General features: G+C 65.1%; 1 protein-coding gene. It reads right to left on the reverse strand.

Annotation, left to right across the window (positions count from 1 at the left end):
• Positions 1–39: 39 nt before the first annotated feature.
• Positions 40–15084, reverse strand: coding sequence for a VCBS domain-containing protein (locus ACQR0W_RS00205; protein ID WP_316170235.1), 15045 nt, complete (start codon positions 15082–15084; stop codon positions 40–42).
• Positions 15085–15378: the final 294 nt, after the last annotated feature.

Below are 15378 nucleotides of genomic sequence, written 5' to 3' on the forward strand. Positions count from 1 at the left end.
TGGGCGGCCCTTTGCTTCTGCTGTTCCAAGCCGACCGGATCAGACGTGGACCTGCGTCTGGGCGTGGCTGTTGTCGATGATCATCTTGATCACGTCGTCGCCGGCCGTGAGGTTGCCGCCGGTGTCCTTGATCGTCGCGACGTTGGTCCAGCCGGAGCCGGCGTTGATCTGCAGCGTCAGGTCGCCGTTGTTCAGCACGCCGCTGCCGTTGGCGGAGGCCAGGCTGGTGTGCCCGCCGCTGTCGACGAAGCGCACCGCGTCGGCATGGTTGCCGGACACGCTGGCCAAGAGGCCCGAGAGGTCGATGACGTCGCCGGATGTGCCGGTCTGGAAGTCCAGGATGGTGTCGAGCCCGCCGCCGGCGAGATCACCGGCGTTCCACTTGAACGTGTCCGATCCGCCATTGCCGGTCAGCTTATCCGAGCCGGCGCCGCCGATCAGGACGTCGTTGCTCGAGGAACCGTTGATGACGTCGTCATAGGCCGAGCCGATGACGCCTTCCATGTTCTTGTAGGTGTCCTGGCCGATCCCGGACAAGGTCGGGCCGGTAGTGTTGCTGCTGCTCTGCGTCAGCGTGAAGGTGATGCCGGCCGTCGCATCCGAGAAGTCGAGCAGGTCGATCCCTGCCCCGCCATCGATGGTGTCGTTGCCGCCGCCGCCGCGGATGATGTCGTCGCCATCGCCGCCATTGATCGCGTTGACAGCACTGCTGCCGATAAGGATGTCGTCGCCCGAGCCGCCGGTCACGCGCTCGATATTGGCGATCGAGCTGAAGCCGGTGGCCGTGCCGGCGCCGAGATTGACCGTCACGTCCTCGCTGGTGATGTAGGTCAGGGTATCGCTGCTGCTGCTGCCGAGATCGGCGGTCACGGCCTCGATATTGCTGAGCTTGGTTCCGTTGACGTCGGTGATCACGCCGCCGGCAACCGTGACATAGATCAGATCCTGGGACGACGTCCCCTCGATGACGAACGTGTCGGTGCCGATGCCGCCGTCGACGGTGTCGACGCCGTCGTTGACGCCCCAATAGAAGGTGTCGTTGCCGGAGCCGCCGATGGTGACGTCGTTGCCGCTGCCGCCCCGGATGGAGTCGTTGCCGGCGCCGCCGTTGATGTAGTCGTTGCCGGCGCCGCCGAGCAGCGTGTCGTTGCCGCCGAGGCCGTAGATGCCGTCGTCGTCGGCACCGCCGTTGAAGTTGTTGCCGCCGCTCGACCCGATCATCACGTCGTAGCCGTTGTTGGCATTGGCCTCGAGCGGGTTGTCGACCGTGGCGGTGATCGCGTCGCCGTCGTTGGCGCTGTAGCCGGACAGCCACGGGGCCGAACCGACCACCCACGACTTGTCCGACAGCGAGTTGATGGTGAGGTTGAGCGCACCATTGTCGAGCGCATTGAAGGCCAGATAGGTCGATACGGACGATACCGAGTCGGTGGCCGTGACCTTGTAGACATACAGGCCCGCGTCGTTGTTGCTCGGATCTCCGGTGAACTGATTGCCGGTCCGGTGGATCCAGCTGTCGTCGCCGGTCGAGCTGTAGACGAGGCTGTAGGTGTAGGTGACCGTCCCCATTCCGCCCGAGAACAGCGTCGCCGCGTCCAGGCTGATCACGTTCGGCGAGTCGCTGTTCTTCGACAGCGCATAGCGTCCGTCGGCGCTCGTGGTGTCCACCACGGCCAGCGGCGCGGGCTCATTCGTGCCGCTGATGGTCACGTCGATGACCTGGCTGGCCGTGCCGTCGACCGACTTCACCGTCAGCGTGTCATGCTTGACGTCGCCATTGTTGAGCGCCTGCACGTTGGCAGCCGAATTGTTCAGCGTATAGCCCCAGTCGCCTGTCACCGCATTGAAGGTGAAGGTGCCATACGTCCCCGCCAGCGAAGCCGGCGTCTGGAACTGGGCTTCTCCGCTATCGACGTCGGTGACCGTCAGGGTCCCGCCTGCCGTCAGCGTGGCGTCCTCCTTGACCGCACCGCTTGCCATGCCCGCGATCGACGCCGCATCGTTGACGCCGTTCACCGTAACGGTGACGGTCTGCATCGTCGTCCCGCCGTGACCGTCATCGATCTTCACCGTATAGGTCTGATCGATATGGTCGCTGGCGCGCAGCGACTGGATGTCGGCGTCATTGACGGCGAACGTCCAGTTCACCTTGTGGCCGGTATTGTCGACCGTGGCGCTGAACGAGCCGTAGTAGTTGCTGCCGGCCGGTGTCGTGTAGGTCACGGTCTGGACATCGCCGTCCACGTCGGTGAAGGCGATCGCGCCGGACGCCTGCTCCACTCCCGGTGTCACGACCGTGCTGGGCTGCACCGAGATGTCGTCGATGACGGCGCCGCCGCCGCTCGCGAACTTGATGGTGGTCGACGTCGAGGTCGCGGTGAACTGGTAGGTCTGCTCCGTCCAGCCAAAGTTCCAGGCGCTCGTCGTCAGAAGGGTTGTTCCATCAACGGCTGATGTCACGGCCGTGCCGTAGGTCATCACGTAGAAGTCGACGGTATAGGTCACGCCGACGACGGTGCTGATGGTCTGGCTCATCGAGCTCGATGCGCCGTAGAAATCGGCCGAGCCGCCGTCCGTGCGGCCGCCCACGACGGTGACGGCATGGGCGCCCCCGACCGTCCACGCATCCAGCGTGTAGAAGTTGCCGTTGTAGTAGCCGAACGAGCCGTTCTGGATCAGGTTGCCGCTCGGCGCCGCATAGGAGGCGTCCTCCGTGACGCTTGCCGTGGTCGTTCCCGCCCCGAAGGTCGGCGCGTGGTTCGGCGCCGTGACTGAGCCGGTCTGGCCGCTGGTCACGTTCTCGGCAAAGCCCTGGCCGTCGGTGTAGGTGACGTTGGCCGAGATCTTGTGGCCAACGTCGTTGGAGCCCAGCGTGTAGGTCGAGCCCGTCGCGCCGTTGATGACGGCGCCGTCACGCAGCCAGTGATAGACGACGTTCGACGCGGCACCATCCGGATCGCTGCCGAGATTGGCGGTCAGCGTCTGACCTTGCGTCGCCGTGCCCGACATCGTCACGCTCGCAGCGCCGTCATTGACCGGCGTGATGGTCAGCGTGAAGGCGTCCGAGACTGCATATTCGCCGTCGCTGGCGTAGACCGTGACGTTGACCGTGCCTGCGAAATTGGCCGGCGGGGTGCCGCTGAAGGTGCCGGTCGTGGCGTCGAAGTGCAACCACGCCGGCAGGTTGCTGCCGTCGCTGAGGTTCGCCGACAGCGTCAGCGGGTTCGCGGTGCCATCGAAGCGGCCATCGACATCGGCAAACGTGTTCGACGGGATGGTGAAGCTGAACGGCTGATCTTCCGCCGAGCTGCGGTCGGTCAGCGCGTTCTGCAGGACCGGCGCGTCATTGTTGCCGAGGATCTGGATCGTCACCGTCTTGGCGGTGCCGTCCTCCGTGTAGACCGTGAAGCTGTCGGTCAGCGTGGTCTCGCCTTCCTTCAGCGCCTGGATTCTCGGGTCGTTATTATAGATGCCGTAGGTCCATCTGCCATCGCTGCCGATGTCGTACCAGCCGTAGCCGTTGGCCGTGTTCGAGGACGTCGCCTGCCACACATCGTTGTGCCCGTCGACGTCGGTCGCATTGAGGTCGCCGCGGGCGATGCCGTAGAGCGGGCTGCTCTGGCTGTTCGCGATGCCGCCCTCCTCGGCGACGGTGCCGGTGGCGTCACCGCTGATCACGGCCGCGTCGTTGACGCCGGTGACCGTGATCTTGAGCGTCGCGGTGTTCGACACCGCGCCCGACGGATCCTTGTCGGTATAGGTGAAGGTGTCCACCGCGGGCACGCCCGCCGCCAGCGCATCGGCCTTGTCGGCGACATAGGTGTAGGAGCCGTCCGAATTCAGCGTCAGATGGCCGTAGGCGCCCTCGATCGAGGTGCCGACGCCCGCCCCCTGCGTCACGCTGCCGGTGCCAGCCACGACGCCGGACACGACGAGCGAGCTGACGGGGTTGTCGACGTCGCTGTCGGCCACCGAGCCGCCGGTCGAGCCGCGGATCACGCCGTTCGCCGCCGAGATGTTGAGGCTGCCATCCTCCAGCACCGCATGGGTGTCGGAGTTCGCCACCGGCGGGTGGTTGGCGGGGATGACCTCGACGCTGACGGTCTGGGTGGCACTCAGATTGCCGCCGCCGACATTGCCGTTGTCGTTGATGGTGATCGTGACCGACCCCGGATGGTCGCTGTTCGGGGTGAAGACGGCAGAGGCCAGATAGGTGTTCAGATCGCTGATCTTGAACCCGCTCATCGAGAGCGTCTGTTCAGCGTTGAAGACGCCGAGCGACGGAATGGACAACGTGCCGCCGGAGATGTCGAACCTCACGGACTCGACGACATCGCCGTCCGCGTCGGAGAAGGTGATCGCGTTCGCTCCGGTGAAGGCGAACGAGGCGCCTTCATTGGCCGTCACATGCGTCGGGGCATGGATCTCCGGCGCATCGTTCACCGGCGCCACGTTGATCGTCAGCGTGCCGGTGTCCGTCTGTCCGGCCGCATCACGCACCGTGTAATCCACGGTATCCGCGCCATAGAAGTCGGCCTTGGGCTTGTAGACATAGGTGCCGTCGGCATTGAAATGGATCGTGCCGCCCTTGGCCGTCGTGAAGTCGCCCGCCACCACGCTCAGCGTGTCGCCCGTATCCGGGTCGCGGTCGTTGTGGAGAACGCCCTGCACCGCATTGGACACGGTCATCGTCGTGTCCTCGTTCACGCTGGCCGTGTCATCTACGGCCGTGGGAGCATCCTCGATCGGGTTGATGTTGATCGTGATCGTCTGCGTCGCGCTCAGATTGCCGCCGCCGACATTGCCGTTGTCGTTGATGGTGATCGTGACCGATCCCGTCACGTCGTTGTCGGCGGCCGGCGTGAACACCGCCGACGCCAGATAGGTGTTCAGATCGCTGATCTTGAACCCGCTCATCGAGAGCGTCTGGCTGGCGTTGTAGACGCCGAGAGACGGGATCGCGAACGTGCCGCCGGAGATGTCGAACCTCACGGACTCGACGACATCGCCGTCCGCATCGGAGAAGGAGAACGCGTTCGCGCCGGTGAAGGCGAATGGCGTATCCTCGTTCGTCGTCACCTGCGCCGGCGCATGGATCTGCGGCGCGTCGTTGACCGGGGTCACCGTGACATCGATCGTCTGCAGTGCGGTGTTGACGACGTCGGTGTGGACGTTGCCGTCCGACAACGTAGCCTGGTCGGTAACCTCCGCGACCACCGACAGCGAGAACGTGCCGTTGTAATTCGCGGGCGGCGTGACCTGCAGCGGATGGCTGTCGAACGCGGCGATCGCGGCGGCGCTATCGATCACCCACTTGCCGGCGTCAGCGCCGGTTCCAGCATGGCCGACCGAGAAGGTCGCGCCGGCCGGATAGCCCGAAATCAGCAGCCGCAGGCTTTCGGAGCCGTCGGTGTCGGTGACGGCGGCGCTGATGAGCTTCAGGTTTATCGTGGTGTCCTCGGCACCCGAGGCCGGGCCGAGATCCATGAAGCCCAGCGTCAGCGCGTCCGCCTTCGGTGCGACGTCGACCGTGACATGCGCGGTCGCGGTCCCGCCATCGCCGTCGCTGACCGTGTAATCGAAGCCGGCAACGCCCGAGAAGTTCTTGTCCGGCGTGAACACCGGATTGCCGTTGGAGAGCGAAACGGTGCCGTGCGTCGCGTTCGACACGCCGCTGACGGTCAAGGTGTTGTTGTCGACGTCGGTGTCGTTGTTGAGCAGGCTGAGCAGCGCGTTGACCGTGAGCGGGCTGTCCTCGCTCGCTTGCACCGCGTCGTCATGAGCCACCGGCGGCGTGTTGAAGACGCCGGTCAGCGTGCGCGTGCCGTCGGTGAAGGCAAAGCTCTCATAGTTCGTGAACGTATCGGTCAGGCCGTTGTGGGTGACCTGCACGCCGATCAGCGTCACGCCGTCGGTGGCGAACACCTTGGTGTAGGTCGCCTCGGCGAACTTGAAGCCGAACTTCACGGTGTCGGTGTCAGATCCGCCGTCGGACACAACGCTGGTGTTGCCGGCAAACCGGAAGAGATCCAGCGTGTCGTTGCCGGAGCCACCGTTGAACACGATGGTCGACGGCGCGATCGCGGTGCCGCTGATATCGGTGATCGTCACCGTGTCGCTGGCAGTGCCGCCGGTGATCGTGATGCGCTCGATCTCGTCGGCGCGGATGGTCGCTCCGTTCGGACCGTCATAGCGCACCAGAATGTCGGTGGCGTTGCTGGCGGAGGGATCATTCAGCGTCGGATTGATCTCGGTGCCGGTCGAGGTCTTGCCGATGGTGAAATTGCGCGCATTTCCATCGCCCGTGATCGCGAGCACGTCGTAGTTCGGAAAGGTCGTGCCAGACTCCGAGCCGCCGTCGATGACGTCGCTGCCGTCGCCCACCGTGTAGAGGAAGGTGTCGTTGCCGGCGCCGCCGAACAGCCGGTCGCCACCTCCTCCGCCGATGATGATGTCGTTGCCGGCGCCGCCATACAGGACATCGCCGCCCACGCCGTTGCCGCCGACCAGAATGTCGTCGCCATTTGAGCCGTGGGCCTCGGTCACGCCGCCGAGCTTGTCGGTGCCGACCACCTTGTCGGTCACCGCGGCGCGGTCGGTCACGCTGTGAGCCCCGACCGTCTCGCCGAGGACCGTCGCCGAGCTGTCGCCGAGATTGACGAACACAGGCGAGTTCGGCGCGTCATAGCGAGTCGTCGTCACCGTGCCGGCAGCATCGACCCGGACAGTGAAATTGTTGGTGAAGACGTCGTGGTCGCGATCCTCGACCGCGAAGGCGAAATTGATGTCGAGATACTGGTCGGCGGCGCTCGAGGTCCCGATCGGCGCGGGGTGATCGAGCGGCTGCAGCAAGGTGAAATTGTAGGAGCCGGTGCCAGCCTCCGACAGCGTCACCGTGAACACGGCAGCATCAGCCGCGTTGCCCGTCACCAGACCATTCTGGCCGATGTAGCTGCCACCGCTCATGCGATAGGCGGTCAGCGTGGTGTGATCGGCCGACATGACGTAGGTCAGACCGAAGCCGAGCGAGGTCAGCCCGGAGAGCTGGTGGTTGGCCGCATCGTAGGCGCGCACTGGCGACGCGCCGAGGAACGTCACCGACGGACCGGAGCTGTCGCCATCGGCTCCATAGGTGATGCGCAGATCGACCGCGCCGGTCGAGACGCTGCCGGCTGCCTCCGAGATCGCGACGGTGTCGACGTCCTGCGACTGCGGGCTGTCATCGTTGACGGTGATGATGATCTGATCGTGCAGCGCAACGGAATCGCCGTCGGAATCGGTGGCGGTCACCGCCGTCGACAGGTCGAGCGTCAGCGTGTTGTCATGGCCGGTGCCGACATGGTCCAGCGCGCCCTTCAGACGGAACGAATACTGGCCGGTGTTGGCATCGACCTGGAACTCGAAGATCGTGACGCTGCCAGCCTTGGCGATCAGCGTGTTGTCGACCCCGATGCTGTAGGTCAGCACCACGCCGCCCGACGTCAGCGACAGCAGCTCGGGCGCGAGGTTGGTCTTCTCGACCGTATAGGTGCCGGGCCTGTCGGCGCCGAACGACACCAGCGAGCTCAGATTACCGGTGAAGTAGGAATCGTTGCCGTTGCCGTCGCCGTTGAGGTCGCCGCCATGGTTGCCGGTCGCGGTCACTACCGTTCCGTTCGGCAGCTCGCTCTCGTAGACCGCCGCTCTCAACACCGTCGCGGTCGCGACGGGGGTGTCGTCGTCGATCGTCACGGCGAATGACGAGCTGGCGCTGTCGCCATCCGCATCGGTGGCGGTGAAGCCGAAGGTCAGCTTGACGTCGTTCTCGTTCTGGCCGGCCGGATGATCGACGTGCTTCAGCAGCGTGAAGCTGTAGCTGCCTGCACCGGAATCATCGAGCGAGACCTTGAACACCTGGCTGGCCACCGACGGCGGGTTGCCGTTGGTCGGATTGCTGCCGGTGTAGCCATAGACCGTATTGCCGACGACCCAGAGCTTGACCTGGACGCCCTCGACCGTCAGCGAGCCCGCGTCCGAAGTGGCGTTCTGGCCGTTGGTGATGCCGCTGAACGCGACCGCGCGGTTCACGCTGCCGCTGTTGTTGTCGTCGGCGCCCCAGGAGATCGCCAACGAGCCGTTGGCCGTGACATTGGCACCGGCGACGTCGCCGGTGGCCGCTCCGGTGTTGCCGCCGGAAAGCCCATCCTCGTCGACGGTCCCGGCATCAGCCGTGCCGATCGCGGGCCGGCCGTTGTCGTCATTGATGGTGACAGTGAAGTTGCCGCCGGAGGCGGTATCGCCATCGGCATCGGTCGCGGTGAAGCCGAGCTTCAGCGACAGTGCATTGGTCTGGCCCGAGCCGACGTGATCGACATTGTCCAGGAGCTCGAAGGTGTAGCTGCCGGAGCCGTCGTCGGACAGCGTGATGTGGAACACCTTGCGGTCGTTCGTCGTGAGCTGGCCGCCATTGTCGTTGGCGACGCCCCAGATCTCGGTGTCCGACACGCGGATGAACTGCACCGCCGTGCCGTTCGACGTCAGCGTCGGGCTGCCTGCGCCGGTGGTCTTGACCACGTCGCCGGTATGGATCGCGCTATCGAACGCGACGCTGCGATTGGCCGCGCCCGAATTGTTGTCGTCCGCGCCCCAATTGATGTTGAGCGCGACACTGGCCGCGGTCTGGGTCTGGAACACCTCCGCCCCGGCGGATCCGGTGGTGTTCTCGGTCACCGTCGCTGCGGTCGGCGAACCGAGCACCGGCACGTCGTCCTTGACCGAGACGGTGAAGCTGTTGCTGGACGTGTCGCCGTCGCCATCGGTCGCCGTGAAGCTGAAGGACAGCTTGACGATGTTCTCGCCGCTGCCGGCGGGATGATCGAGGGTGCCGAGCAGCTTGAAGCTGTAGGAGCCGTCGTTCTGGTCGCTCAGCGACACTTCGAACACGCGGGTGCCGTGGGCGAGATCGCTGCCGGTGTAGCCGACCAGCACGCCATTCTCGAAGCTGTACTTCACCGTCTGGCCGTCCGACGTCAGCGCCAGATTGCGGCCTGCGCTGTCCTCGGCGTCGACATTCGCGCCTGCGCTCGTGTAGCGGAAGCTGACCGAGCGGTCGCCGAGCCCGCCGCCCGAGGTCTTGTTGCTGTCGTCGGAGCCCCAGCTGATGTTGAGGTCGCCGCTGATCGCGGTCGGCTCCTTGGAGACATCGGTGCCGCCCGGCAGATCGTCCTCGTCGACGGTCCTGGCATCGCCGGCCGCCGCCACCGGGGCGGTGTCGAGCACCGTGACCTTGAAGCTGCTGGTGACGCTGTCGCCGTCGGAATCGGTGGCCTTGAAGCCGAACGTCAGCGGCAGGCTGTCATCGTTCTGGCCGGACGCCGGGTGGTCGATGTTGTCGTACAGCGTGAACTTGTAGCTTCCATCGCCGCTGTCGGACAACTGGATGGTGAAGACGGTGCGGTGATCCGCGGTGACCGCCGTCAGCAAGGTGCCGTCGCCGGAGATCGTGTAGCTGATCGCCGAGCCGTCGGAGGTCAGGCCCGCGGCACCGGCGGCGGTCGTGAAGGCCACCGCGCGGTTGTGCCCGACACCCGTATTGTTGTCGTCGGCGCCCCAGGAGATGTCGAGGTTGCCGGTCTGGACCGTCGAGTTCGATGCATCCGGATGGCTGGTGTCGTAGCCGTCGGTCGGCAGGCTGGCCTCGCTGACGGTCTCGTCCTCGGGGCAGCCGACGGTCGGGACGTCGTCCGTCACCGCCACCGTGAAGCTGCTCGCGGCGCTGTCGCCGTCGGAATCGGTGGCCTTGAAGCCGAAGCTCAGCGCCAGGCTGTCGGTGCCCGACTTGCCATGATCGAGGTTGTCGAGCAGCGTGAACTTGTAGCTGCCGTCGCCGTCATCGCTCAGCGTGACGGTGAAAACGGTGCGGTGATCGGTGGTGACCGCGCTCAGCGTGGTGCCGTCGGACGAGACCACATAGCTGACCGCATAGCCGTTCGACGTCAGCCCGTCCGGTGCGGTCGTGTTGAAGAACGCCACCGAGCGGTTGTTGGTCGCGCCGGAATCATTGTCGTCGGCGCCCCAGGAAATCGCGAGACGGCCGGTCTGCACCGTCGAGTACGGCGAATCCGGGAACAGGACGTCATAGAGATCGGTCGGCAGGTTGGCTTCGCTGACGGTCTCGCTCTCGGCGTGTCCGATCGTCGGGACGTCGTCGACCACGGTGACGGTGAACGTGCTGCTGCTCGAATCGCCGTCGGAATCGGTCGCGGTGTAATCGAAGGTCAGCTTGACGACGTTGCTCTCCTGCCCGGCCGGATGATCGAGATTGCCGAGCAGCTTGAAGGTGTAGGTGCCGGTGCCGTCGTCATCGAGCGAGACCTCGAACACGCGCTGACCGGAATTGAGGCTGTTGCCGGTGTAGCCGACCAGCACGCCATGATCGAAGGCGTATTTCACCTGCTGACCGTCCGACGTCAGGCCACTGAGGCCGACGTCGCTGCCGTTGGTCACATGGACGTCGGCGGCGGCGTTGGACGTATTGGCGAAGCGAACCGAGCGATCGGCGGCGCCGCTGTCGTTGTTGTCGGCCCCCCATTTGATGTTGAGCGCGCCGGTCACCTGGGGATCGCGGCTGCCGCCATCGTGACCGCCGAAATCGGGACCGCAATCGCCACCGCCAGCGTTGAGATCAGCTTCGCTGATGCTCTTGGCCGTCCCGGTATGCGCCTCCGGGCTGTCGTCGTTGACGCTGACCTTGAACGTGCCGCTGACCTGGTCGCCGTCGGAATCCGTGGCGACGTATTTCAATGTCAGCGCGATGCTGTCCTCGGTGTTGGGCACCGGGTGGTCGAGATTGTCGAGCAGCGTGAAGCTGTAGGATCCGGAATCGAGGTCGGACAGCTTCACTGTGAACACGGCGGCATTGGCCTTGTTGCCGGTCCAGTTGCCGTTGCCGTCGATGTAATGCTGTCCATCGAAGCGGTAGGCCGTGATCAACGTGCCGCCTTCGCTGACGTCGTAGGTCAACGCGACGCCGTTCGAGGTCAGGTGCTGCGCGGCGAGCGTGGTGGTGGCGTCGGACGCGAAGGTGACGGCGCGGTCGCCGTTCACCGGGGACGCACCGGTGATCCCGACATTGCCGAGATTGTTGGCGCTGTCGCTGCCCCAGGAGATGCCGAGATCGCCCGTTGCGACGGTGTTCTGGCCGGGGACGTCGCCAGACCCGCCCGCGAGCCCGGTCGGGAGCCCGTCCTCATCGACCACGCCGGTCGCAATCTCCCGGTTCAGCACCGGCGCGTCGTCGTTGATCTTGACCGTGAAGGTGTCGGAGACCGCATCGCCATCCGAATCCGTGGCGACGAAGCCGAGGGTGAGCGTGACGTCGTCCTCGGTGTTGTGGGCCGGATGATCGATATTGTCGATCAGCGTGAAGCTGTAGGACCCCTGCCCCTGGTCGGACAGCGACACCGTGAACACCCCAGCCTTGGCCGGATCACCGGTGGCATGGCCCTCGCCGTCGACGTAGGTGTGATGCCCTTCATCGTAGCGGTAAGCGGTCAGCAGCGTGCCGTCGGGGGACACGGTGTAGGTCAGCGCGACGCCGTTCGACGTCAGATGCTGGCCGGTGAGCGTCGAGATCACGTCGGAGGCAAAGGTGACGGCGCGGTCGCCATTGACCGGCGTACCGTTGATGCCGCCGTCGATATGGCTGTTGGCACTGTCGGCGCCCCAACGGATGCCGAGGAAATCGGTCACCGTCAGATTGGCGCCGGCTGCGTCCTTGCCGTCCGAATAGGAGTTGCCGGGATTGCCGAGACCATCCTCGTCGACCACGGAGTAGCTGACGCGCTCGCCAAACACCGGAGCGTCGTCGTTGACCTCGACATTGAAGCTGCCGTGGATTGCGTCGCCGTCGGAATCGGTGGCGACGAAGCCGAAATACAGCCCTTGATTATCCTCGCTGCCGTGGACCGAATGATCGAGATTGCCGGTGAGATTGAACGTGTAGGAGCCGTGGTCCTGATCCGACAGCGAGACGGTGAACACCGCGGCGCTGGCGAGGTCCTCCGTCGGCTTGCCGTTCGCGTCGACATAGGTCTCGTGGGCGGCGTCGTAGCGATAGGCGGTCAGCAGCGTGCCGTTCTCGGAGACCTGATAGCTCAGCGCAATCCCGTTCGACGTCAGCCCCAGTTCCTCGAGCGAGGGAACGGTGTCGGCGGCGAAAGTGACGGCGCGATCACCCTTGACCGGGGCGCCATCGATGCCGCCGTCGACATGGCTGTTGGCGCTATCGGCACCCCACAGGATCGCGAGCGTCTTGGTCACCGTGAGATCGGCGCCGGCGACGTCGCTGCCTTGCGCATAGCTGTCGCCGGCATTGCCGAGGCCGTCCTCGTCGACCACGCCGGCGCTCGGCGCATCGCCGAACACCGGCGCGTCGTCGTTGACTTTCAGGGTGAAGCTGTCGGTGACTGCGTCGCCGTCGGAATCGGTGGCGACGAAGCCGATGTTGAGCGTGATGTCGTCCTCGGTGCCGTGCACCGGGTGATCGAGATTGCCTTTCAGCTCGAACGTGTAGGAGCCGTGATCCTGATCGGACAGCGCCACGGTGAACACCGTCGCGTGGGCCGAATCCGTCGGCTTGCCGTCTGCGCCGACATAGGTCTCGTGCTCGGCGTCATAGCGATAGGCGGTCAGCAGCGTGCCGTTCTCGGACACGACGTAGGTGAGACCGAAGCCGTTCGAGGTGAGATTCTGGGCGTCGAGCGTCGCGACCACGTCGGCCGCGAAGGTCACGGCGCGGTCGCCGTTGACCGGCGTGCCATCGATGCCGCCATCGACATGGCTGTTGGCGCTGTCGGCGCCCCAGCGGATGCCGAGCGTATCGGTGACCTTCAGGTCTTCGCCATAGGCGTCGCCGTCGTCCTTGTAGCTGTTGCCGGCGTTGCCGAGGCCGTCCTCGTCGACCACCGAATAGCTCGGCTTCTCGCCGAAGCTCGGTGCGTCGTCATTGACCTTCACCGTGAAGGTATCAGTGATGGCATCGCCATCGGAATCGGTCGCGACGAAGCCGATGTTGAGGGTGATGTCGTCCTCGGTGCCGTGCACCGGGTGATCCAGGTTGCCCGACAGCGCGAAGGTATAGGAGCCATGGCCCTGGTCTGACAGCGACACCGTGAACACCACGGCGCCCGACAGGCCCTCGCCTTCCAGCGGCTTGCCGTTGGCGTCGACATAGGTCTCGTGCGCGGCATCATAGCGATAGGCGGTCAGCACGGTGCCGTTCCCCGACACCTCGTAGCGCAGGGCAAAGCCGTCTGAGGTCAGATCCTTTGCCTCGAGCGAGGCCGCCACGTTCGCGGCGAAGGTGACGGCGCGGTCGCCATTGACCGGCGTTCCGTTGATGCCGCCGTCGACATTGTTGTTGGCGTCGTCGGAGCCCCAGCGGATTCCGAGCGTATCCGTGACCGTCAGGTCTTCGCCATAGGCATCATGGCCGTCGGCGTAGCTGTTGCCGGCATTGCCGAGCCCGTCTTCGTCGACCACCGAATAGCTCGGCTTCTCGCCGAAGCTCGGGCCGTCATCCGCGACGTTGACGGTGAAGGCGCTGTTGACGGGGTCGCCGTCGGCGTCGGTCGCAACCACCTTGAAGGTCAGCGGCAGCGAGGCGTCGTTGGCGCCGTTGTGGTCGATATTGTCGGACAGCGTGAAGGTGGCGCTGCCGGAGCCGGTGTCGGACAGCGACACGGTGAAGATGGTGCGTGCGCCCTCACCCTCGCCTGCGGTCGCGATGATCTCGGTGCCGTTGGCCGACAGCGTGTAGGAGATGGCCTCGCCGTTCGAGGTCAGGCCCAGCGCCTGCAAGGTCGCGATCTCGGACGCATCGAACACCAGCGAGCGGTCGCCGTCGACCACGGTGCCGTTGGAGCCGCCATCGACCTTGCTGTTGCCGTTGTCGGCGCCCCAGCCGATGTTGAGGTCCACGCTCGCGGTGGTCGGCTCGAAGCCGTCGCCGCCCACGACCTTGGCGAAGAGCTCGCTCTCGCCGCCGCCTTCGCTTCCGCCGCCGGTGTGCTCGGCGACATTGATCGCCTCGACGGTGCCGGCGACCGGCGAATCGTCGTTGACGCCGATCACGATCGTCACCGGCGCGGTGTCGCCGCTGCCGTCGATGGCGATGACGTTGATGGTGAGATTCAGCGTGTCTTCGGTGCCGAAGACCGGATGATCGAGCGGCTGCAGCAGCGTGACCGTGTAGGTCCCCGCGATCGTCGAGTTGGCGTCGAGCGTGACGGTGAAGACCTGGTTGGCGACGATCGAGGGATCGCTGCCGATATAACCGATCAGCTCCGGCTGGCCGTTGACGGTGGTGATCGCAAAATGCACCTCCTGGCCGCCGGACGTCAGCCCGGCAAGACCAGGCTGTGACGCCGCGAACGCAAAGGCGCGGCCGATCACGTCGGTGCCGAAGTCGACGTTCAGCGAACCGGTGAAGCTCGTCACCGCGCCGCCAATGTCGCCGCTGCCGCCGGGCCGGCCTTCGGACAGGCCGTCCTCGTTGAGCACCACGCTGTCGGCAACGCCGGCGATTGGCGTCGGATTCGGCGTGACCGGGTTGTCGCCGAATTTGGTGGTGGAGTCCTCGGGTCCCAGCAGCCCGAGCGGCGTGCCGACGGTCAGCGGGTCGACCTTGAACGTCCCGAAGTTCGCGCCGGCAGGCACGCCGGGCGCACCGGGCGTACCCGCGGCGGGCAGCACCGACTGGTCGGTGGTGATCGGAAACAACTCGGCGAACTGATCGCCATTGATGATTCGGTCGGGGCCGACTTCGAAGCTGACGTCCTTCAGCGGGGCGCCGTTGGCGTCGAAAACCGGGTCGATCGAGACCGTCGACTGATTGTCGAACAGGATGATCAGGCGGTCGCCGATCTTGACGAAGGTCAGCCGCTCGCTGGCGATATCGCTGAAATCGATCTGGCTCTGGCCGTCGAGATGAACCGTAACGGCTTGGTTGCCCGGCGGTTTCCCGATCTTGAGGTGCTTGGCCGAGGCGCTGGATGGCTGCGTGGACGTGCCGGTCAACTGGGCCAGCAGGACAGGAGCATTCATGCGCCAAAACCTCCAAATATGGGGCGCTTTGGTGGCGCTCCATTTCTATCGTTAAACTATTATTAAACGAGAATACGGGTCAATATTACCGGTTCTTGTTAATCGGATTTTAGGGACTTTGGGTAAATGCAGTCAAGTGCAGCGGCATTTATGAAGGGAAACAAGGCTGTGCCTATGCTTCCGTCCCCCGCGAGGCAGGGGCGGAACGACAAGAATAAATGGAGACAGAGCCCGGAGAATTACTGCTAATTGGCAGTTATTCGATCACACAATACTTGGGGAACAACACGCACG

This window comes from Bradyrhizobium sp. HKCCYLRH1034, assembly GCF_051168375.1.
Taxonomy (GTDB): domain Bacteria; phylum Pseudomonadota; class Alphaproteobacteria; order Rhizobiales; family Xanthobacteraceae; genus Bradyrhizobium.